Origin of the sequence: Mesorhizobium sp. M2E.F.Ca.ET.209.01.1.1 (assembly GCF_004010375.2) — a bacterium.
Classification (GTDB): domain Bacteria; phylum Pseudomonadota; class Alphaproteobacteria; order Rhizobiales; family Rhizobiaceae; genus Mesorhizobium.
In genome coordinates this window covers 20,519-41,038 of the sequence record NZ_SADP02000016.1, presented here as the reverse complement: position 1 = coordinate 41,038, position 20,520 = coordinate 20,519, and the positions used below count along the sequence as shown (strand labels likewise).

At 61.7% G+C, this 20,520-nt stretch carries 17 protein-coding genes and 2 tRNA genes; 10 read left to right on the top strand and 9 right to left on the bottom strand.

All coding sequences use genetic code 11. The features are described from left to right. Positions 1-128: 128 nt before the first annotated feature. The 7 genes from EN852_RS25660 to EN852_RS25630 form a co-directional block, all read right to left on the bottom strand. Positions 129-923, bottom strand: coding sequence for an AAA family ATPase (locus EN852_RS25660; RefSeq protein ID WP_127878031.1), 795 nt, complete (start codon positions 921-923; stop codon positions 129-131). 30 nt (positions 924-953) lie between these two features. Further along, positions 954-3,155 (bottom strand): exopolysaccharide transport family protein, encoded by a 2,202-nt coding sequence (locus EN852_RS25655; RefSeq protein WP_127878029.1) that lies wholly within the window; start codon positions 3,153-3,155, stop codon positions 954-956. A 2-nt stretch (positions 3,156-3,157) separates the two neighbouring features. Beyond that, positions 3,158-5,146 carry an asparagine synthase (glutamine-hydrolyzing) gene (asnB, locus tag EN852_RS25650; protein ID WP_127878027.1) on the bottom strand — a complete coding sequence of 663 codons (1,989 nt, stop codon included), beginning with the start codon at positions 5,144-5,146 and terminating at the stop codon, positions 3,158-3,160. Beyond that, positions 5,146-6,348, bottom strand: a complete 1,203-nt coding sequence (locus EN852_RS25645; protein ID WP_246694394.1) for a polymerase — start codon at positions 6,346-6,348, stop codon at positions 5,146-5,148. Before EN852_RS25645 ends, asnB begins: the two co-directional genes overlap by 1 nt. A 56-nt stretch (positions 6,349-6,404) precedes the next feature. Next, complete coding sequence (locus tag EN852_RS25640) at positions 6,405-7,616, bottom strand: glycosyltransferase family 4 protein (RefSeq protein WP_127878023.1); 1,212 nt, start codon at positions 7,614-7,616, stop codon at positions 6,405-6,407. Between the two features lie 340 nt (positions 7,617-7,956). Further along, positions 7,957-8,187 (bottom strand): hypothetical protein, encoded by a 231-nt coding sequence (locus tag EN852_RS25635; protein WP_127878021.1) that lies wholly within the window; start codon positions 8,185-8,187, stop codon positions 7,957-7,959. Between the two features lie 307 nt (positions 8,188-8,494). After that, on the bottom strand, positions 8,495-9,940 hold the full coding sequence (locus EN852_RS25630; protein ID WP_127878019.1) for a calcium-binding protein: 1,446 nt from the start codon (positions 9,938-9,940) through the stop codon (positions 8,495-8,497). A 403-nt stretch (positions 9,941-10,343) separates the two neighbouring features. On the opposite strand from EN852_RS25630, the gene EN852_RS25625 reads away from it, so the two are divergent. The 5 genes from EN852_RS25625 to EN852_RS25605 all read left to right on the top strand — a co-directional run bounded on the left by EN852_RS25625 (position 10,344) and on the right by EN852_RS25605 (position 16,055). Then, a complete protein-coding gene (locus tag EN852_RS25625) occupies positions 10,344-12,092 on the top strand; it encodes a type I secretion system permease/ATPase (RefSeq protein ID WP_127878017.1) in 1,749 nt (582 codons plus the stop codon). Continuing rightward, positions 12,085-13,458, top strand: coding sequence for an HlyD family type I secretion periplasmic adaptor subunit (locus EN852_RS25620; RefSeq protein WP_127878015.1), 1,374 nt, complete (start codon positions 12,085-12,087; stop codon positions 13,456-13,458). Before EN852_RS25625 ends, EN852_RS25620 begins: the two co-directional genes overlap by 8 nt. Positions 13,459-14,211: 753 nt before the next feature. Next, a complete protein-coding gene (locus tag EN852_RS25615) occupies positions 14,212-14,748 on the top strand; it encodes a hypothetical protein (RefSeq protein WP_127878013.1) in 537 nt (178 codons plus the stop codon). After that, positions 14,735-14,965: a hypothetical protein gene (locus tag EN852_RS25610; RefSeq protein ID WP_126061744.1), complete on the top strand. Its 231-nt coding sequence runs from the start codon at positions 14,735-14,737 to the stop codon at positions 14,963-14,965. Before EN852_RS25615 ends, EN852_RS25610 begins: the two co-directional genes overlap by 14 nt. 100 nt (positions 14,966-15,065) lie before the next feature. Next, positions 15,066-16,055 carry a tyrosine-type recombinase/integrase gene (locus EN852_RS25605; RefSeq protein ID WP_246694393.1) on the top strand — a complete coding sequence of 330 codons (990 nt, stop codon included), beginning with the start codon at positions 15,066-15,068 and terminating at the stop codon, positions 16,053-16,055. Positions 16,056-16,074: 19 nt separating this feature from the next. Here EN852_RS25605 and EN852_RS25600 read toward each other — a convergent pair. Further along, positions 16,075-16,151 (bottom strand) — tRNA-Arg (locus EN852_RS25600). 56 nt (positions 16,152-16,207) lie between these two features. Beyond that, positions 16,208-16,513: an ETC complex I subunit gene (locus EN852_RS25595; protein WP_112101520.1), complete on the bottom strand. Its 306-nt coding sequence runs from the start codon at positions 16,511-16,513 to the stop codon at positions 16,208-16,210. Between the two features lie 249 nt (positions 16,514-16,762). On the opposite strand from EN852_RS25595, the gene EN852_RS43225 reads away from it, so the two are divergent. From EN852_RS43225 to EN852_RS25570, 5 genes are all read left to right on the top strand, one after another. Beyond that, positions 16,763-17,731 (top strand): NAD(P)H-dependent oxidoreductase, encoded by a 969-nt coding sequence (locus EN852_RS43225; protein WP_127878009.1) that lies wholly within the window; start codon positions 16,763-16,765, stop codon positions 17,729-17,731. Between the two features lie 136 nt (positions 17,732-17,867). Continuing rightward, positions 17,868-19,043 (top strand): NAD(P)/FAD-dependent oxidoreductase, encoded by a 1,176-nt coding sequence (locus EN852_RS25585; protein ID WP_127878181.1) that lies wholly within the window; start codon positions 17,868-17,870, stop codon positions 19,041-19,043. A gap of 72 nt (positions 19,044-19,115) precedes the next feature. Next, positions 19,116-19,192, top strand: a tRNA-Pro gene (locus EN852_RS25580). A gap of 69 nt (positions 19,193-19,261) precedes the next feature. Further along, a complete protein-coding gene (locus EN852_RS25575; protein ID WP_127878007.1) occupies positions 19,262-19,984 on the top strand; it encodes a hypothetical protein in 723 nt (240 codons plus the stop codon). Positions 19,985-20,255: 271 nt separating this feature from the next. Then, positions 20,256-20,519 (top strand): hypothetical protein, encoded by a 264-nt coding sequence (locus EN852_RS25570; RefSeq protein WP_127865013.1) that lies wholly within the window; start codon positions 20,256-20,258, stop codon positions 20,517-20,519. Position 20,520 lies beyond the last annotated feature (1 nt).

The window sequence follows — 20,520 nt, the reverse complement described above, 5'->3', positions numbered from 1 at the left end:
ATTCGATCCGTTGCGGAAATGAAACGTCGATGGCAGATGCGGCAAGCGGCTGGCGACTAACGTCTTCTCAGCGTATCAGCTGTTTTCCCGAGTTGGACCAGCAGGTTGGATGGCCATAAGATGGCGACCTATGGCCCGCGGAGCGCTACTGCTCCGGACGGCTGCTCGACCCGCCGCCGCTCGCCATCCGTTGCGCCTAGAATGTATCTGGCGATGATCGCCCGCTCGACGGCTTGCGTGCTTTTCATGGTCGAACGTTGGCTCGAAGTCTTCGCGCAAACAACGTCTCGGCCTGACACGGCAAGTATGTCGCTTATGGTCTCAAAAACGCGGAGGGAACGCATGTTGACTTCGAAATCGGCCTCGAAGAGCCGCTCTGCCGGGGGCTCACGCTCCATACGCTGGCGAAGACGAGCCGCGACCGTCGCCCGCGGCGCCAGAACTCTGATCGTGATATCCGCAACCGGCACATCGTCTAGCATCGTTTCGAGAACGGCTTTGTCCGCATTCCCGTTGAGCAACGCCAAGGATCCGACTGCCTGAACATATCCCTCATCGAAGATGAGAATGTCAGTGGCCAGCTTGGCTCGATCCCAAGCATGCGACAGCTTCAGTATTTCCTGCCAGATCCGGGCACGCCAGATCGGCTTTTTCGGCGGCATCGCTCTGAGCATCAGCAGGGATTTCGATAGAATTGACCCGCCGCTCCGTCGGGAAAAAATGACCTTCGCCGTGGAAACGATCGCCGAGACGATCCTCGACACGAACAGAAGGACGCCCAGATCAAGTGTTCCGGATCTGATCGCTGGCCGGTAGCTGCGCACAACCTCGGCACGGTATCCGTCTTCGCGCAACCGCCTGGCAAGAACGTGCGCTAAGGTCGTCTTGCCCGAACCTGGCGGACCGAAGAGCTCGACGATCACGGCTCAACACTCGACATAGCGCGGCCGGACTCACGGTATCCGCGCAAGCAACAAATCCCCGCTGTCACCGAACCGATACCTGGCGTGTCGTTTCAGATTGACCCTGGTAAGGACGCTTCCTATCGGAATTGAGTGTTGGCGGTCCCTCTGAAGCAGCTCCAAAACGCCGCGAGCGATATCGCGCGGCGTCCTGTTCCAACGAATGGCGAGAAGGATCGCGCCCGCCCAGCTCGTCAGGAGGCTCGCTTCCGGCCCGACAAGGCCGGACGGCCCGTTGATGATGACGAGGCTGTATTCAGCCTGCAGCTCATCCCTGCATTCGAGGCTGTCTGCGCGCGCAAGAAGCTCAAGCAGATCGTCGGCCGGCGCAACGGTCATCAGGTCGACGCCGGAGCCAGGTACGCTCATAACGGCATCCTCAAGACTACAGCGATTGCGGATAAAGTCGCCGAATGAACGGTGAGCCTTCGGCCCGCCGCCCTGACGAACAAATTCTTGCGTGAGCGGATGATGCGTGCGCTCGAGGTCGATCAGAAGAACCGGGCCGCCCAGTCGTGTAGCGGCCAGCGCCAAGCTCCAGGCCAGCTCATTCGCACCGTCATCGCGCAGGCTGGACGTGACCAGGATGGTATGTGGGGAACGTGCCCTGGCTTGACTTGGCGCCGCCGTAACCAAAAGCGACGTGACGGCGCGACTGTAGGCTGATTTGGGTTGATCCAGAACCAACTCCCGCAACTGTTTCAGGGCGATCTTGGCGGGTTCAGGAATAAGACCGATGCAGGGGACCCTGAGCGCTGCTTCGGTCTCCGCCTCGCCGCGCAGGGTGCGATTGAATCTGTTGCGGAACAGCACAAAGGCTGCGCCGAGTATGGCGAAAGCGATCATCCCAGGCGGCACCAGGAAAACCGGCGGCAGGGTTTGCGGCTTGGCCGGAGGCCATGCCGGAGAAAGGATCGACACGCCTGCCGAAGGAGCGCCGATGCGCCGCGTCAGTTCCTGCTGCCGGCCCAGGAGCTCATTGTATCTTTGGGTCAGCAGGTTGACCTGCGGTTCGAGCGCGCGCAAGCCGGAAAGCCGGTTGGCGGTGTCGGCCACGACGACATCGAGAACATTCTTGCGATCTTCCAGGGCCTTGACCTGGGCCCGATACGTGCTCACCTGCGTCTCGATACTCGCCAGGCCCTGCTGGATCTCGTTGTCGATCCTCGCGCTCAAATCCTTGTCCGCCGGCGCCTTGGCCTGGCGAGCCGCGAGGTCGGCCAGGTCCGGCATGCCCATGGCTTCGGCCAACGAGGCGACTGCCGCGCCCTGTTTGGGAAGATCTTGAATATGCTGGAGGCGTGCTTCCATTGCCGCGAGATCGGCCTTGGACATCGATATCTGCTGGCTGAGATCCGCCCTTTCCCTGGCTGTATTGTCGGCCGCGCCCTGATCGACGGCCCCATGGCTCAACCTGTATTTCTCCAGCCGATCGGTAGCCGCAACGAGATCGCTTTGCACAGCCGGGAGACTGGCGGTCACTACCTTGAGTTCCAACTCATCCTCGGCCTGCCGCTTTTTCGCGAGCTGGTCGATATAAACCTGGGAGAATGTATTGGCCACCATGGCCGCCCGTACCGGATCTTCGTCCGCGAAAGCGACCGAGATCACCCTCGAACGCAATTCCTGCCCAATCCTTATCCTATTCCTCAGCAGCTTCAGGTCAGGATCGATCGCCGCTTGCGCGCTCTGCGGCCAAAGTCGCTCGATGATCCCGGCAGCACGTGACCTTGTCGCCGGACCTGGACCTGGCCCCGGCGTTTCGGTTTTGGGTACGCCCTGCCCTGGCACCCCCGCCTCCATATCATGCAGAGCCGTCGCGACACGACGCATATGGCCTTGCGACGACAGCATGGTGATGTGATCGTCGATACTGGCATCGATCAGGTCCTGCGCGGAGGATCCACCGGGAGCAAGCGAGCTGCGTGACGGCGGATCGATTATCAATTGGCTAGTCGCCTCGAACATTACGGGCCGGGCGAGACCTGCAAGTGCCGCAAGGATTCCACCGACGACCGCAAAGGCAAGGATCAGCCATTTTCTTCTTGCCAGGACTGCCACCAAGTCGTGTGCGGGCGTTGACGGATGGTATTCGCGCGGCGGCCGTATGCGATCCCTGTGTTCGACAACCGTTGGGGCATGCTGGGGAACGGCTCGCGGAAGCTTCATCCGGCTGACGGCGGAACTTGCCATTTTCATACTCCTGCCATGTCGAGTTCGCGCGATGGGATCACGCGCGGCGCTTGTGTGGCCTCGTTGCGCCAAGCCTGAAACATCAACGCTGGCCACAATTCGCGTGAGCGGTCCTGCCCCCGCAGGTGATCGCGCCAGCAAGCGTCCACTTTGGCGGCGTCCAGCACCTCGTCGCCATCATGCCGGATTTCTGCGAGAAGATCGGTCGCCCAGCTGCGCAGTGGACCTCTCAGCCATGCGCCGACCGGAACGTCGAAACCCTGCTTCGGCCGGTCGATCAGCCGGTCCGGAAGATAACGGCGCAGCAGATTGCGAAGGATCCATTTTCCTTTGCCGTTGCGCACTTTCGCATCCGACGGCAGGCGCCAGGCGAACTCGACGACCCGGTGGTCGAGCAAGGGACACCTGCCCTCGAGCCCGTTGGCCATGGTCGCCCGGTCCAACTTCACCAGTATGTCGCCGGGCAAATAGCCGGCCATGTCGTCGTAGAGAACGCGCGACAGCAGTCCGTCGAGCCTCGGCGCTTCGGCGACCGAGGCGCGGTGAAAATGGCGCGAGAGGTTTGCGGTCGGTGACGTTACCAGCCGCTCATACAATTCGTCTTCATGCCTTGCGCCGAGCAAGCCGGCGAAACGATTGAGCCGATCGGGGCGCAGCATGTGGCGGACATTCGCGGCAAGGGGCAGCCTGCCCAGGATATCCTCGCGTGCTGCACGGGCCAGCAAATCCAGACCCGTGGCCATCGTGCGCCGCACTGCCAAGGGAAGGCTTTGCTGCCGCTTCAGCCGATCCGCCATGAAATGGCGGCCATAGCCGGCGAAGCACTCGTCACCGCCATCGCCTGACAGAGCAACCGTCACATGCTGGCGAGCGAGCCGCGCCACCAGCAGCGTCGGTATCTGCGACTCGTCGGCGAATGGCTCGTCCCATATCCGGGGCAGCTCGGGAATGACACGGCGTGCCGCCTCCGGCGAAAGGCGAAGCTCCGTATGCTCGGTGCCGAGATGTTTTGCCACGTCAGCTGCATAGCCGCTTTCGTCAAATCCCCCCTCCGCGAACGCGATGGTGAAAGTACGCACCGGGCTTCTGGATTGCGCCTGCATCAGAGCCACGACGGTGGAACTATCGATCCCGCCGGACAGAAAGCTGCCCAGAGGCACATCGGCGATCATCCGCTCGCGAATTGCGAGCCGAAGCAGCTCGTCGAGTTCATCGGTCAAGTCCTCGTCGCTGCCGACGGCCGGTTCAGCACGGCCCCTCTTGGCGACTTCGGCCAGCGACCACCAGTGATCGACACGCTGGGCAAGTGAAACCGCACTGCCCGCTTTCGCCTTGTCCGAAGATTTGACCGAAAGCACCGAACCCGGAGGCAGCTTGAACGCGTCGCGCCAGATGCAAGCCTGATCCGGAACCCATCCTTTCGACAACATGGATCCGGCGGCATCGAGATCGAGCTCGGAGGAGAAGAGTGGAAAGCACCTGATTGCCTTCAGCTCTGACGCAAAGACCAGGGCACCGCCCGCGAACCCGACGTAAAGCGGCTTCTTGCCCATTCGGTCGCGGGCCAGGTGAAGGGTCCTGGTTTTCAGATCCCACAACGCGAAGGCAAACATCCCCGCGCAGCGCCGCAGGGCCGTCTCAAGGCCCCACACCTCGATGGCGCACAACAGGACCTCGGTGTCGCCTGTGCCACGGAATTGCTGACCAGCGCCTTCGAGTTCGCGCCGCAAGTCGCGGAAATTATAGATCTCGCCGTTGAAGGTGATTACGTACCGCCCGCTGGCGGAGCGCATTGGCTGGCGCCCGGCACTTGACAGGTCGACGATGGCAAGCCGCCGGTGGCCCAATGCAATGCCGGCGTCACGATCCATCCAGAGCCCCTCGCCGTCCGGTCCGCGGTACCGAAGCGATCTTGTCATCGGCCCGATCACCTCAAGTAAGTGCGGGTCCATTTGCCCCGGCGGGATCAGAATTCCAGCAATCCCACACATCACGCCACCCTTACATGCTGGGGCCGCAGCCGGGCCTCGGGACGCATCCCCGCAACAAGGCAGAACGTCAGCACGAACCACACGACCGGATGGCGGATGGTCAGATGTGGCATGCTGAAGACGACCACCGAAGCAAGAAGCACCGACAGCGCGTCGAACCGGCTGCGCCAGGCGGACATGGCGGCCGATGCGACAATCCACGCCAAGGCCAAGACCGCCACCAGACCGCCCTGAAGGTAGAGATCGAGAATTGTGTTGTGGGCTTCGAAAGGCCGTTCCAGAAACTGCCTGTCCGCGACCGGCGGACGTTCAAGGTGCGGGCCCGGACCAAGACCAAGCGACCAGGACTCCAGTCCCTTCTCGATCGCCTCACCCCACAGAAAGACCCGTAGGTCAAAAGTCTCCGCAGTCGCTTCCCCGCCTCCGTCTTTGGTGAGGCTCTTGGCGAACTGCGCCACGCTGCTCTCCTCGGCGATCGCATAGGGTGCGGCCGCGATCGCCAACGGAACGGCGCCGACGATCAGCAGAAGCACAATCTGCCGGGAAAGGCTGGCCGCGCCGGCGCCGGATGCGAACCACGCCCTCAGCCGCAGACCAAGGAAAACGAGGCAGCTCAGGATGGTCGTGTAGAGATAGGTGTCGCTTTTGGTCAGCCGTCCGACATAAAAGATCGGGATAAGGCTGGAGAGCGCGAGGAACTGGGCCCATCGCTTGTTTGTGGTCACCGCAAGGTGCAGCGCCAGCGGACCGAAGACCGCGCAATAGAGGGCGAGCTGGTTGGGATTCTCGGACCAGCCGCGCAAGCGATCCCAATACCATGGCTCGACCCCGGACTGGTGGATCCAACCCCATGCGAGCCCAAGCTGCACAATGAAGGCGCCAGTAGCGATGGCGATCACCCACCAAGCGCTGCGACGCAGGCGCAACGCAGCGTCTGGCTGCAATGCGGCAAGGCAGGTGACACTCGCCAGCAGCACATAGGCCATCGTGTCGTGGAATAGCCCTGTCAGATAGAGCACCGAGGTGAAGTAGCCGACAACGGTGCCGACAGCCAAAGTGAGCGACAAAAGCAACCAGAACTTCGCCAATTGCAGAAAGGCCGGCGTCGCTTCGATCCGGCCGCCCGCCAATGTCCGGCCGACCGACAGCATGATCCAAAGGGCGAGAAAAAGTTCGCCGAAGCCGAATGGCAAACCAGGCACGGATATTTGCGACGCGAAGGACAAGGCGACGCCCGCGCCAAGCAATGCATCCCTTATCATCGGCGCGCCTCGCTCAATCGGCGCTTTGCGACTCCGTCCGCCGAGATTGCATGCGCAACACCGCTTCTGGGCTGAGCCGCAAGTACGCCCCTGTAGAGATCGCAATATTGGTCGACCACTCCGGGAAGAGCGAAACGCTCCTTGACGAGGTCGACGGAACGGCCGCCCATGGTCACGGCGCGCTTGCGATTCGAGAGCAGGTCGATGATGCGACCAGCCAGTGCGTCCGGGTCGCGCGGCGTGACGAGATAGCCATTCCAGCCATCCTGGACGACATCGGTGCAGCCGGGCATCCTTGAAGCAACGATGGGTAGCCCCGCAAGCCCGGCCTCCAGGAGGACGCGCGGAACGCCCTCGCGGTATTCGGTTGGAAAGGCGAACACGTCAGCGATGCCCAGAAGGGCGGGAACGTCCCGGCGTTTTCCCAACACGATCACGTCGGAACCAAGCTGTCGAATTTCCGATTCGTCGACGGCGAAGGGCCCTTCGGATTGCCAGGGCCCAACCAGCACGAAGCGTGCATTCGGCCGTTTGGCGAGAACCTTTGGTACGGACTTGAGGAGCGTCGGGATTCCCTTCTGACGAGTCAACCGGCCGACAAACATCACGACTTCAACCGATTGAAGCCCAAGTTCCTGGCGCACCGTCGCGGCCGGCGGGCCAAGATGCCTCGCAGCCGCGAATGCGCCAACGTCGATGCCGGAGCCGGCGATGATACGCTTTTCGCCGTGTGCGAGCAGCCGATACCGTTCGAAGAACGACTGATCGTCGTGGTTTTGGAACACTGTCGCCGCCGTCCAGAACGACGCCATCCACTGCAGGCCGCAGAAAATCGGCCGAAGCATCAGCGCGCGCGGCGCATGCGAGGAGAACGTCCAGCCCAATCCGTTGATGGTACGAACAACCGGCACCTGTCCTCGCGCCGCGAGTGGGGTCAAGAGATTGGGCTTGGTGTCAAAGCTCTGCACGATGTCGGGGCGCAACTCGGCCATCAATTTACGCAACGCCCTGATCGTGCCCACTTTCCCGCTGCCATTGCTAAAGCGGTCGAAGCCATAGCGCCGGTGCGCTATCCCATGTCCTAGGAACGAGGCGCCGTCGCAGGTCGAAACGGCAGTGATCTGGAAGCCCCTCTCACGCACCTCCGTGAGGAATGGAACTCGCAGCGCGTGATCCTCGCCACCGACGCAGACCAGGTGCGGCTTCATTTAGCCACTCCCCAAAAGCTGCGGTCTACCAGCTGCCCAACATGGCTGGAACTTGGATAGTCTTTCATGGCCCGCTGTCTTTGCGAGGAATGCGTCAGTCGACCATCAAAGCTAGGGACGGCCCCTGGACTTGTCCTCGTCCGTTCGAATGACGGAAACTAAGCGGTTCGGCGCCGTTGTCAGTGTAACTGCTATTGAAAACGGATGCGGGTCCGACGAGCATCGCCCAAGCGGTTTACTGCCGACCGAACGAGCGGTGTTTCACTATCGAATGCGGAGATGGAGCCACGGCATGGCCCCTCCGAGAAAGCTGGCCCTAAACGCGATGCCGATGGCGAGCTTATGATGGCCCAGCGCGCGATACGAACTGCGGTCTCTCGATGACGGTGTATTCATACGCCCGGTGCCGCCTGTCTTCTTCAAACACCCGTATCCATCGAACCTCGGAATTTCGCAGGGTAACGTCCCGATTGGTAGCGAGCTTTGCAGCTCGGAAGGGCGTTGGCGCGACGATCTTGTGCGAGACAATCACCTTTCCGGCGAAAATCTCCTCGACCTGGTAGCTCGGCATGCCATTCTCCCGCACCCTTATTCCACAACCTTCACCAACCTCGATCGTGTCAATATGTTCCCGCGAGCGGAGAAAAAGCGCGAGGACCATGGTCCGCGGACGCAGCGATCAAAGAATTTCGAAGGGACCTGATGTCCAAGGAATGCGGCAATTGCCGTCCGCGGGCTGACAGAAGGGCTAACGCCAACAGCCGAGAGCTCGGATTACTTCGACTTCGTCGAAGCTGTACATGCCATGAAGGACCTACGTCCGGTCTCCACGGCCGACCGGCAGGAGCGATGGCCACTCCTGCCGGTAAGGCGCCTCGTCAGGTCACAAAGAAGGAGCTTTCGCCCAGGTGCAGATGCGGGGCAAGGCTCGCAAATTGCGTCTGCACATGGCCGCCAACTCCGTCGCTGTCAAAGGAGAGCGTTCCTGTTGAGCTGTTGTAAATGATGTGATCGCTCGCATCATGCGCGCCGTGACCGACATGGAAACTGCCGGCTGCAAGTGCGCCCTGCTGAAGCCCGGCGAAAATGGCGTGGTCGAGATAGATCTTGTCGCGCAAAACGTTGAAATCGGCGATCCTATCGATGTTGTTCGGGCCAAGCGCCGTGTTGAACACAAAGGCATCGTGTCCACCATAGCCCTTCAACAGGTCTGACCCCCCGCCGCCGTTGATCTTGTTATCGCCGTTGTTGCCGGTGATCGTCTGGCCAAACTCGTTGCCCGTCAGATCGATGGCGGCTTTGCCGCGCGTGCTGGAGGTGGAAAGCTGCTCGATATGCGAGCCGGTGGACAGGGCATAGCTGACCGAAGCCATCACTTTGTCGAAGCCGCCACCGTTGGCTTCCATGACTTTGTCGTGGGCGTTGCTGATATGATAGGTGTTGTTGCCCTTGCCTCCATGGACCACATGGTCGCCACTTGAAGAATCCACGGTTGTCGGCGGTGTCGGATCAGTGGTCGGCGGTGTCGGCTGAGTGGTTGGCGGTGTCGGATCGGTGGTCACTGGCGGCGTCGACGAAGTCGAACTGGCATTGTGCTGCCGGAACAACGCCTGCAGTTCCGGTGAATTCTCAAGCGCGGTGTCGCCATTCTGCGAACCCCACGCATAAGCGTAGTCGAATGCCGGCGACGGCACGAGCTTGGCCCAGTGGTCCATCATCGTCTGCATTTGCGACGTGGTGGGCATGACGTGCTTTCCACCCGTGTCGGTTTCCCAGCCGCCCCCGCCGAATGTCTGGTAGACGGGAATGACCTTGTCGATCGGGATGCCGGACTTCACGGCCGCGGCCACGGCCCTGTCGATCATGTTGTAGTCGACGGTGGTTGTGCCGGTGCGCACCGGATAGGGATCAAGACCGTAATAGTCGATGCCGGTGTTTGCAGGATTATAGGTGTTGGTGAAATCCGGATTGGTGGAAGACCCCATGTTCATCATCGTGATGAAGGTTTTCGCACCTGGAAAATGTGAGTGGATCCAGTCCGATTCCGCCTTCAGGTTTGCAGCGCTGGCATAAGTACCCCATCTTCCGGTCGGATCCGGTTCGTCCATCAGGAAGAATCCGAAAACCTTCGGATTGTTGAGGAAAGGGGTGACCTTGTCGATGAACGATTGGGTAACGCCGTCATGGGCGCTGAGATAGACCAGTCCCTTCATTCCGTCGGGAAGTGCATTCACCTGGGAAAGATACTGAACGTCTACGAGATTGAATCCAGCGGTCGCAACTTCGGTGGCCGAACCGCCCGACGCATAGTGCAGAGTTGCCATGTTAGTTCCTTTTGTCATTCGGCAACGCCCCCAGCACCGCTTGCCTAGACGAAAGGTATATTAGACAGAAATCACATACCGATTTCGCCGGTCAAAATAAGTGATTGTGTTCCGCTCCTTCCTTGTCATCCTCCAAGAAAAATTCAATGTTTTCAGTCCAATCTCGCTTCGTCCGTGAAGGTACACGAAGCTTTTCTCCTGACATTATCCCCGCTGTCCACCGATTTACTGCCCCATTTTGGGACAGGGCCACGATTTCGCTTCATTTGGATTAAACTAGGCTACATTAGCGACGCTTCACGTCCGGCAATCGGTCGGACCAGGCATATCCATGCAGTCAAGGTTTCCCACCTCGGGCAGCGCCAACAAAGCCGCGCGGTTATCCGCGTGAAATCGGAAGGCAATGAAGACCAAGCAAGAATTCTCCTCCCTTTTACGGATCGCAATGTCGGACTGCGCTCAAGGCTTGTTTGGCGTTGGGCTTTTTTCAGCGGTGACGAACCTCCTGGCGCTGACCGGCTCTCTCTACATGCTCCAGGTCTACGATCGGGTGCTGCCCTCCCAGAGCGTTCCGACCCTCGTCGGGTTGACGATTGGAATGCTGGGCCTTTACGCAGCTTATGGGCTGCTCGATTTCGTGCGGCTTCGCCTGTTGGTCCGGATTGCCAGCCGGTTCTACAGAAATCTTCACCAAAGGGCATTCGCGATATCGGTGCTTTTGCCGCTCAAGGCCGGACGGGAGGCGGACAGGCTCAATCCGTTGCGGGATCTTGATCACCTGCGTGGCTTCCTTTCGGGATCCGGGCCGACCGTCATATTCGATGCGCCTTGGATCCCCTTCTATCTGCTGATCATCTATATGCTGCACCCAGCGCTCGGCGTGCTGGCGACCACCGGCGCTCTTGCCGTCGTTGCGCTGACCGCAGTCGCGGAGATCTTCGGTCGCGAGCCTGCCAGACTGACATCCGAAGCCATGATCTCGCAGCACGCGCTTGCCGAGTCCGGCCGCCGCAACGCAGAGGTCGTTCACGCGATGGGCCTCTCTTCCCGACTGGCCGGACGCTGGAGCGATATCGTCTATAGTTACCTGGCACATCAGGAGCGGCTCTCCGACATCATAGGAGGGACGAGCTCGTTGTCGAAAGCGCTGAGGATGGCGCTGCAGTCTTCGGTCCTCGGCCTCGGCGCCTACCTGGTCATAGGCGGCGAAGCGTCCCCTGGGGTGATCATTGCGTCATCGATATTGCTGGGCCGCGCGCTGGCGCCGGTCGATGCGGCGATTGCAAACTGGAAGAGCTTCCTGGCGACCCGGCATAGCTATTTCCAGCTCAGGGCAACGTTCGAGACCTTCGAGGACCCGATCGAACCCATGGAGTTGCCCCGGCCGCAAATGCGGCTGACGGTCGAGACGTTGACCGTGGCGCCGCCCGGCACGCCAAAGCCGACTGTGCTCGACGTAAGTTTCCAGCTGTCCAGCGGCGCGGGCATGGCCATCGTGGGCCCGAGCGGTTCCGGGAAGACGACGCTGGTGCGGGCCTTGGTCGGGGCCTGGAAGCCGCTCAACGGCAAAGTAAGGCTGGACGGGGCCCCTCTCGATCAGTGGGCCCCGCATTCGCTCGGCGCTCATATCGGCTATCTGCCGCAGGACGTTGAGCTTTTCGATGGAACCGTGGCGGACAACATCTCGAGGTTCGGCGGCAAGAGCGACCCCAAAGGCGTGCTCGCAGCCGCGAGAGCAGCAGGCATCTATTCGATGATCATGCATATGCCGGAGGGTTTCCAAACCCGCATCGGCGAAGGAGGCAGAGCCTTGTCGGCAGGCCAGAGACAATTGATCGGCCTCGCCAGGGCGCTCTATGGCGAGCCGTTTCTCGTTGTTCTGGATGAGCCTAACTCGAACCTCGATGTCGAAGGTGACGCTGCGCTCGCCGGAGCGATTCTAGCTGTGCGTCAACGCGGAGGCATCGTGATTGTTGTCGCGCACCGCCCGTCCGCTCTCACCAACATCGACCAGGTCTTGGTGTTGGCCAACGGTGTGGTCCGCTCGTTTGGCTCCCGCGAGGAGGTGCTGGCGAGCATGGCGCGACCGTCCGCTCCCGCTACCCTCCGTCCGATCATTCCGACCCAAAGAGGCGTAAGCGGACATGCGTGACGTCCTGCCTCGGGCCTTTGCGGACCTGCGCTCCTATGCCAGCTTCGGTGCTGCTTCGCTCTCCCCGGGCGCGAGCGCGCTCAAGCCGCCCGGCAGCCTCGGCCCGAGCCTGGCTCTCGGCTTGGCGGTGACTTGCCTGCTGGTGGTTGGCGGAGGGCTGTGGCTCGGCTTGACCGAGATCGCCGGTGCCGTCATCGCCCCTGCGACCGTGGTGGTTGAAAGCAACACCAAGAAGGTGCAGCACCAGGCCGGCGGCACGATCAGCGGCATCTTTGCGCAGGATGGCGATCATGTCCGGGCGGGCGACGTGTTGGTCAGGCTGGATGACACGCTGGCACGCGCAAACCTTGAGATCATCAGCGAGGATTTCGACCGCGCCACAGCGCGGCTTGCTCGTCTGGAGGCCGAGCGTCAGGGGCTGACGACAATGCAGCTTCCAGCCGCTCTTCAAGCAGAGATGAACAAGCCGGGCGTGGTGGCGCTGGTCGACGGCGAGCGCGCCTTGCTCCAAACGCGGGCTTCGGAATTGGCCGGCCAAAAGACGCTTCTTCGCAGCCAGACCGAACAGATCCAGCGACAGCTCGAAGGCCTGAAGGCACAGCAGGCCGCAATGGACGAATCCTCGGCCTTGCTGGGCCGCGATCTCACCGATGTGGATGCTCTCTATTCCAAGAAACTGGTTTCGAAGGAGAGGCTCAGCAACGTCAGGTTGGACGCGACACGGGCCAAAGGCGAGTCTGGACGACTGGCGGCGGCCGTCGCGGAAGCGCAGGTCAAGATCACCGAAACCGAGTTGCAGGTTCTGCAGCTTGACGAGCAAAGGCGCAGCGAAGTGACAAAGGAGCTGCGCGAAACCGAAGCCAAGCGGACCGAGCTCGACGAACGCAAGATCGTGGCTCAGGACGAGCTGACCAAAACTGAAATCCGCGCCCCGCAATCGGGAACGATACAGCAATCCACCGTTCACACGATCGGCGGGGTAATCGCTCCCGGGGAGCTGCTGATGACGATTGTCCCCGATGCGGACAATCTTGTTGTGGACGCGCTCATTCCTCCGGCGCGGGTAGATGACATTCAGCCAGGTCAACCGGTCTCGATCCGTTTCCCGGAATTCGATGCCGGCACGACACCCGCCTGCCAGGGGGCGGTGAAGTGGATTTCCGCAGACCTGATCAAGGACCCTCAGCGCCAGCTCTCCTATTTCTCGGCACGCATCAGCGTCGAGAACAGGACCGCTTGCCTGAGGGATGCGAGGGTGCTCAAGCCCGGCATGCCGGCCGAGGTTCATATAAGCACGGGCCAGCGCAGTGTCTGGTCATATCTGCTGAAACCGCTCACCGACCAGATGTCACGCGCTTTCCGGTAGGTCCAGGAGGCAATCCGGCGCTTCCGAAGGGCCGCCGAGCGGTACCCGGTTGGGCGCACAAATCCGCCGCGTGAATGCCGAGCCCGCTTGCGTAGCAACAAAATACGGGTGCGCAACGGGACCCATCAGCCCAGATTTGCGTCGGCAAAAGATGGGTTGTTTGTGGGTAGTTCTCACGTGGGCGAGAATAACTTCGGCCCCGCCCGCTGTTCGGGCGCTTCGCGATAGGACGGCATAACCGGGATGCGGCGCAAAGGAGCCATCGGCTCTGTACCGACGCGCGAGACGACAGCAGAATGCCGCTGCGGGAGCTGTCTATTCTGCCTTGCTCGGCAGAAGCGATCCTTCGCTCGCCATTTAGGAGGCTGATCGGGACTCGTGCACCACCCTCCCCTTTGAGAAATCCCCGATCATCAAAGGGTCAGCAAATTTGCAGACCCGTTCTTTCGGGCCTTCTACTGAGCATCATGCAGTCGGAATTGACAGCGGGCGATTAATGAGCGATACACAGTGGGGAAAATGACATGTTCCGCACAGATGCCAGCCAACTTGACCGAACTGACAGCCTGTATCGCATCGGCGCTTGACTATCCTCTCCCGACCGCACGGCTCATTTCCCGCTTGGGTCGCGAGCAGGAAATACTAACGCATGGCGGCCGAGGCCGAAGTGTCCCAAAAGCTACCTCGGCGGACGCTGCCAGTTTGCTGATTGCCTTGATGGTTTGCCCCACTCCGGCGCGAGCCCCAGAATATATGCGTGATTTCGGCTCGCTGCTTATCGTTCCATCGATGATGCACTTTGGCGAGAAAGCGGGGCCGACAACTAAGGCGACGTTCGTCCCCGGTTTGACGTTCAGAGATGCCATTGCCGCAACTCTGGACCTTCTCGCCTCACCGGACTTTGCTGCGGAATTTGACTTGAAAGAACATGTTGGAGATGAAGGCCCGGGTGATGATCCGGAAATTGCTCCCGTCATCGACGTTACGATCATCGATACATTTTTGCAGGCTGAACTGTCTTTCAACGACAGCCATTTCCATTTTTTCCACCCCTCGCTAGTCACCGCACTGTCGCTTCTTTCGGAAAATCTGCAAGACGATTCCGGCCGAGCCCACGAGAGCATCGCTGAAGCAAATACTGTAACCAGCCACTATCGCAGCGCGATCAGATCCGAGAGGACTGTCGAGATCGCCTCGTTGTTGCCGATTGCCGAGTTGCTTCACGGTCGCAGCTTTGTCTCGCTGCTGAACGAACGTTTTGACCGGGAGGCTGCCCATGCGGAGACGTGAGGCATTGCAAGCTGGAAGCGGCCGTGCGCCCGTTATCACCCAAGCGGAGATCACCAGGGCGTTGAAAGCGGCGCAAGCGGCGGACCTGAAGGTGTTCTCGTACGTCATCACGAAAACGGGCGTTCGCGTCATTACGTCTCCTATAGAGACGCCGAACGAAACAGATACGGCGGCAAATCCTTGGGATCGATTTTTGAGCGATGGCAAGGCGGAATAGACACGGCCTGCCCTTGCATGTCAGCCCGGCGCCCGACCGGCATGGTAAGACGCGCCTGCGCTTCCGCAAAGGCCTTTATTCGACGTACCTGCATGCACCGTTGGACACCGAGGAATTCTGGCAGGAATACCAGGCAGCGCTGGCTGGCGTGAAGGCGGCGGCGCGTTCCGTCGGCTCGACACGGCACAAGCCTGGCAGCATCGCCGCCCTCGCCCTCGCATATTACCAGTCGCCGGAGTTCATCGGCTTGCGCGATTCCACGAAAACCGTACGCCGTAGCATCGTCGACCGGTTCGTTCAGACAACGGGACAGGATCCTGTCCGCATGCTCGAACGCAAGCACGTCAAGGCCATCATCGGCGGGATGGCGGACCGGCCGCACGCCGCGAATAATTTGCTCAAGGCATTGCGGCTGCTGTTGGACTTCGCTGTCGACATCGAGCTTATCGACCGCAACCCGGCGCATGGCGTGAAGGGCTTCAAGGCAGCTACGAAGGGCTTCACAGATTGGAGCGAGGCCGACATAGCGGCTTATGAGAAGGCGCACCCTATAGGAACCCGTGCGCGCCTAGCTATGGCTCTGCTACTTTACACCGGCCAGCGACGCGGCGACGTCGTGCGCATGGGCTGGCAGCACGTGCACGGCAACCGCATAACGGTCCAGCAATCCAAGACTGGGGCAAAGCTGGACATCAAAATCCATAAGGCCTTGGCCGACGCTCTCGCCCACACCGAACGTACCAACATGACGTTCTTGGTAACCGAGCACGGTGCGCCCTTTACGGCCGCCGGTTTCGGCAATCTATTCCGCGAATGGTGCGACAAGGCTGGCCTTACCGGACGATCGGCGCACGGCCTCCGCAAGGCTGCAGCTCGGCGCGTTGCCGAGGCAGGCAGAAGCACCAAGCAAATACAGGCAGTCACCGGCCATTCCACATTGCAAGAGGTCGACCGCTACACTCGCGCGGCCGATCAGGCACGGCTCGCCGACGAGGCTATCGATGCCATGCCTGACAGGTCAGATCGTGAACAGAATTTTCCCAACCGCAAGCGAAGGTTGGACAAAACGGCTCGTAAGGTGTTGAAATGATTGACAGCAATGGAGTGGGTGGCGATCCCGGCAGGATTCGAACCTGCGACCATCGGCTTAGAAGGCCGGTGCTCTATCCAGCTGAGCTACGGGACCGTCGGCCGGCCGGGCCGGCTGCTGCGTTACGCCAAGCGATGCGAGACTCGGGGAAGTCAGTGCGTCCAGGGCGTCCTGCGGTCATAGCGGAAATTGTCCGAATAGGAAATCTGCCGGCGCTTGGCTTCCTTCGGCTCTTCGACGCGATAGGCGATCTTTTCCTTCTCGGCATAAGCCACTGCTTCTTCCTTCGTGTCGAAGGTGAGCTTCACCTGGCTCAGCATGTCGCCCGAGGTTGTATAGCCCATCAGCGGGTCGATCTTCTTGCGCTGGGCGGGATCGAACTCCAGCACCCAATGTCCGGTCTTGGCCTTGCCGGATTGCATCGCGGTTTTGGCTGGACTGAAAATGCGCGCGGACATGACCACCTCTTTGCCGCCCGACGATCGGGCACCCTGTTCGGCGCGCCACCTTCGAACACCCTGTCGGGAGCCGGAAATCTCGCGCCAATCCGTCATTACTGTGCAATGGCCGCGGCGGCAAGGCCGCAGGCGCCCCTGCGCTCCCAAGGCGCAGGGAACCTCGCCGCGCCGGCGACATTATCGAAAGGTCGGGCGGCCGGGCCGGGCAAGCCTTCCCGTTAGCCCTCAATCAAAAGCGGACGTTTCGCCATGACCAATGCAATCGAACACACCGTCCTGCAACTCGCCGTGCTTGTCGGCAGCCTGCGCGCCCAGTCCTTCAGCCGCAAGATCGCCAAGGCCCTGGCCGCCCGTGCGCCGGATTCCGTGCGTTGCCGCTTCATCGAGATCGGCGAGCTGCCGCTCTACAACGAGGATCTGGACGGCGACGACCCGCCGGCTGCGTGGTCGGCCTTCCGCGCGGCGATGCGCGAATGCGACGCGGTGCTGTTCGTCACCCCGGAATACAACCGCTCGATCCCGGGCTGCCTGAAGAATGCGCTCGATGTCGGCTCGCGTCCGCCGGGCAAGAGCGTGTTCAAGGGCATGCCCGCAGGCGTGGTCAGCGTAACACCGCACAAGCTCGGCGCTTTCGGCGCCAATCATGCGCTGAGACAAACCTTCGCCTTCCTCGACATGCCGGTGATGCAGCAGCCGGAGGCCTATATCGGCAATGTCGCGGAATTGCTGGACGACAAAGGCGCGGTGACCAATGCCGACACCGCCACCTTCCTCGAGAATTTCATGGCCAGCCTGGAGACATGGATCAGGACGGTGCATCCGGGCGGCTCGTCCTTCGATGCCTTCATGAAGCAGCGCGAGAAGATCGCGGAGGACTATGTCAATGGCGATGCCTCCTCGCTGAAGGCGATCGTCACCCGTGCCGGGCCGGCGACATTCTTCTCACCGCGCGGCGACCATCTCGAAGGCGCCGATGCGGTGGCCGGCCGTTACGAACGCGACGCCGCGAGCTTCCACAAGGGCGGCAACACCGACCTCGAGGTGCTGCAAGCGTCGGCGAGCGGCGATCTGGCCTTCTGGAGCGGCCTGCAGCATGCCAAGGCGCGCATCGGCAAGAACGGCGAGGCGACCGAGATGACCTTGCGGGTGACGGAAGTGTTTCGGCTGGAGGACGGCGCGTTCAAGCTGGTGCATCGCCACGCCGACCCGGTTCATTAGCCGGCGCTTGCAAAAATCCGCGACACAATGCCGGGGGGCTTTGCAACACGCGCCTATTCCTTTTGGCCCGTGAGCGGCATACATCGGATACAGGGTCGTGCCACTTGAAGGCATGATGACGGCGACAAAGACACGAATGGGCGCGGATACGAAAGTCTCGCCGTTGGGGGCCGGCGAGCCAGCGATACTGGACGGCGCGATTGTCGTCGGCGGAGGCGCCGCCGGGCTTGCCGCCGCGCATGCGCTGACCAGGGCCGGCGTGACGACGCAGATCCTGGAACGCGAGCAGAGGCTGGCCGAACCCTGGCACCGCCGCCACGACAATCTGCACCTCAACACGCATCGCGACCTTTCCTCATTGCCCGGCGTGTCCTATCCGGCGGGGACACCGGCCTTCCCGCACCGCAGCGCCGTCGTGCACCACCTCAACGAGTTCGCCGAGACGCACCGGCTATCAATCGCCTTCGGTGTCGAGGTCGACGAAATCGAATTTCGTGGCGACCATTGGCTGCTGCGGACGAGCGAGGGCCTGAAGGCGGCGCGATATGTGGTGATCGCCACCGGACGCGACCGGCAGCCCTTCATCCCGGCCTGGAGGGGCATGGAGGATTTTTCCGGCAGGGTCATCCATTCGGCCGATTTCGGAAGGGCAAGCGACTATGCCGGCAGGAAGGTGCTGGTGGTCGGCGCCGGCAACTCCGGCTTCGACGCGCTCAACCATCTTTCCCGCGTCGAGACCGGCCAGATCTGGCTTTCGGCGCGCAACGGACCTTCGCTGCTGCCCAAGCGCATCGGCAAGATAGCGGTGCACCGCATATCGCCGCTCATGGCCAACCTGCCCACATGGCTCGCGGACGCGGCCATGGCGGCGACACAGCGCCTGGTGTTCGGCGATCTGACGAAATACGGCCTGCCCCCTGCCCCGTCGGGCGGCGCCAGCCGGCTCGGCTCCGACTATACGGCGATCGCCGCCGACGACGGCGCGGTCAAGGCCATTAAGGCCGGGCGCGTCATCGTCGTGCCGCAGTTGCGCGAATTCAGGCGCGACGGCGTCGTGCTCGACAATGGCCAACGAATTGCGCCCGACATCGTCATTGCCGCGACCGGCTACCGCACCGGACTGGAAACGATGCTGGGCAAGCTCGGCGTGCTCGACGCCAAGGGCGTGCCGCTGTTCAACGGCGCCGCGAGCGACCCGAAGCTGCCGGGGCTCTGGTTCACCGGCATGCGGCCCAGCATTCGCGGCTGCTTCGCCAACTCAACAATCCAAGCCGCGGCGATCGCCAGGAAGGTCGCCGGACTGAAGCGCTGAACCGAACGGTGGCTTTGGCCTCCGTTTTTGTGTTGCCTTCCGGGCGTGCGCCCCCTATACGCCGCGGGACGTCGGAGTGTAGCGCAGCCTGGTAGCGCACCTGATTTGGGATCAGGGGGTCGCGTGTTCGAATCACGCCACTCCGACCATCGCTTTTCCCCGCAAAATTGCCGTGCCGGTCTCGCGGCACAGGGGCCTGACCAGAAGGGCTCTTCACCTTGGCAGCAGCGGTTGTAGCGATCCTCGACAGGGACAATTGGGACGCCAACACCGACATCATCGTCGTTGCGGACGTTGCCAGGCGGCGGCTGACATGGGTGCCGCGCGACTTGTGGTCTCCCCTCATCAACGACCGTATCAATGCTGCCTTCGGCATCGGTGGCGGCAGGTTGCTGCTCGATGCGCTCGCGCAATTGGGATTTGCCGCGCAAAGCGCGGTCTGCCTCAGGCGCGGCGCGACCGAGGCCGCGCTTGCCGGCGCCAGTGTCCGGGTGCCGATCCGCGATCCGCTCGATTTCTGGTATCCGCTGACGCCGACCAGCCGGCTGGAGGACGGGCGCCGGCAGGTCTCCTTTCGCCCGCCGGGCGAGACGCTGTCCGGCGAACGGCTGCACCAGTGGATCGGCGCCCGCACCATGGTCGACGGCCAGGGAACCGACTTCCACCGCATGCGGCGCCAGATCGTGTTCCTGCGAGCGATGATCGCCCAGGGTTTCGATTTCCGCCCTGCGCTTAAGGATCCGGAACTGGCGCGGATCACCGGCGAGGATCCGTTGCCGCTCCTCGCCCGCGTCGGGGTTAATTGGCGCATGCAGGTACATGACTGGGTGGATGACGCCGTCATCGACGGCAGGATGGTCCTTGTCCCGCGCAAGCCGAAGCCATGGTGGCGGCGGCAGTTGCGCCGGCTGCGGGATAGGCTGAAGGGAAAACAGATCTAGCCCATTCGGCCGCTGGAACGGTAAACCCGCCGGGCGAGAACCCCAACACCCTCGAGCCCGGCGAGCCTACAACCCGATCTGGAACGCGACCGGGGCCGGGATCAACCGGCATTGTCGGCGTTGCAAGATCGATGCCGGAAAGACTGTTCCGAAATGGGACGGCTACGATGCAGGCTCCGCATCTCATCACGTGAACGCCTGGCGAGGCCCAAATAATCCCTCGCTTCCCGATTTCTCGCAGGTCTAGACTTCCGACAAAGGGGGATTGTCGATGCCTGTTCTCGAGGCGCTGCTGTCACTGATCGGCCCAGCCTACCTGGCCTATTACGGCTTTGCGGTTCCGGTCATGGTCGTCTGGGCAATTCTGTGCGCCGCCCTGTGGGTCTGGAACAACCGGCCGAGCAAGTGGCAGAACGGCGTCGCCCGGTCGCGGTCCGCCGGCCTGATGGTCTTCGTCCTTGTCGCCGCCTGTTACGTTGCGGCGCATACGGGCGTGTATCTTTTGGCCCGGCATCTGGCTCGGCTGTGGGCGTGAC

What these genes read in the sequence shown, in the direction of transcription:
- EN852_RS25655 (WP_127878029.1), bottom strand. Translation starts at nt 3,155, where the DNA reads ATGGCAAGTTCCGCCGTCAGCCGGATGAAGCTTCCGCGAGCCGTTCCC.
- asnB (WP_127878027.1), bottom strand. Translation starts at nt 5,146, where the DNA reads ATGTGTGGGATTGCTGGAATTCTGATCCCGCCGGGGCAAATGGACCCG.
- EN852_RS25640 (WP_127878023.1), bottom strand. Translation starts at nt 7,616, where the DNA reads ATGAAGCCGCACCTGGTCTGCGTCGGTGGCGAGGATCACGCGCTGCGA.
- EN852_RS25635 (WP_127878021.1), bottom strand. Translation starts at nt 8,187, where the DNA reads ATGCCGAGCTACCAGGTCGAGGAGATTTTCGCCGGAAAGGTGATTGTC.
- EN852_RS25630 (WP_127878019.1), bottom strand. Translation starts at nt 9,940, where the DNA reads ATGGCAACTCTGCACTATGCGTCGGGCGGTTCGGCCACCGAAGTTGCG.
- EN852_RS25625 (WP_127878017.1), top strand. Translation starts at nt 10,344, where the DNA reads ATGAAGACCAAGCAAGAATTCTCCTCCCTTTTACGGATCGCAATGTCG.
- EN852_RS25620 (WP_127878015.1), top strand. Translation starts at nt 12,085, where the DNA reads ATGCGTGACGTCCTGCCTCGGGCCTTTGCGGACCTGCGCTCCTATGCC.
- EN852_RS25615 (WP_127878013.1), top strand. Translation starts at nt 14,212, where the DNA reads ATGCGTGATTTCGGCTCGCTGCTTATCGTTCCATCGATGATGCACTTT.
- EN852_RS25610 (WP_126061744.1), top strand. Translation starts at nt 14,735, where the DNA reads ATGCGGAGACGTGAGGCATTGCAAGCTGGAAGCGGCCGTGCGCCCGTT.
- EN852_RS25595 (WP_112101520.1), bottom strand. Translation starts at nt 16,513, where the DNA reads ATGTCCGCGCGCATTTTCAGTCCAGCCAAAACCGCGATGCAATCCGGC.
- EN852_RS43225 (WP_127878009.1), top strand. Translation starts at nt 16,763, where the DNA reads ATGACCAATGCAATCGAACACACCGTCCTGCAACTCGCCGTGCTTGTC.
- EN852_RS25585 (WP_127878181.1), top strand. Translation starts at nt 17,868, where the DNA reads ATGGGCGCGGATACGAAAGTCTCGCCGTTGGGGGCCGGCGAGCCAGCG.
- EN852_RS25570 (WP_127865013.1), top strand. Translation starts at nt 20,256, where the DNA reads ATGCCTGTTCTCGAGGCGCTGCTGTCACTGATCGGCCCAGCCTACCTG.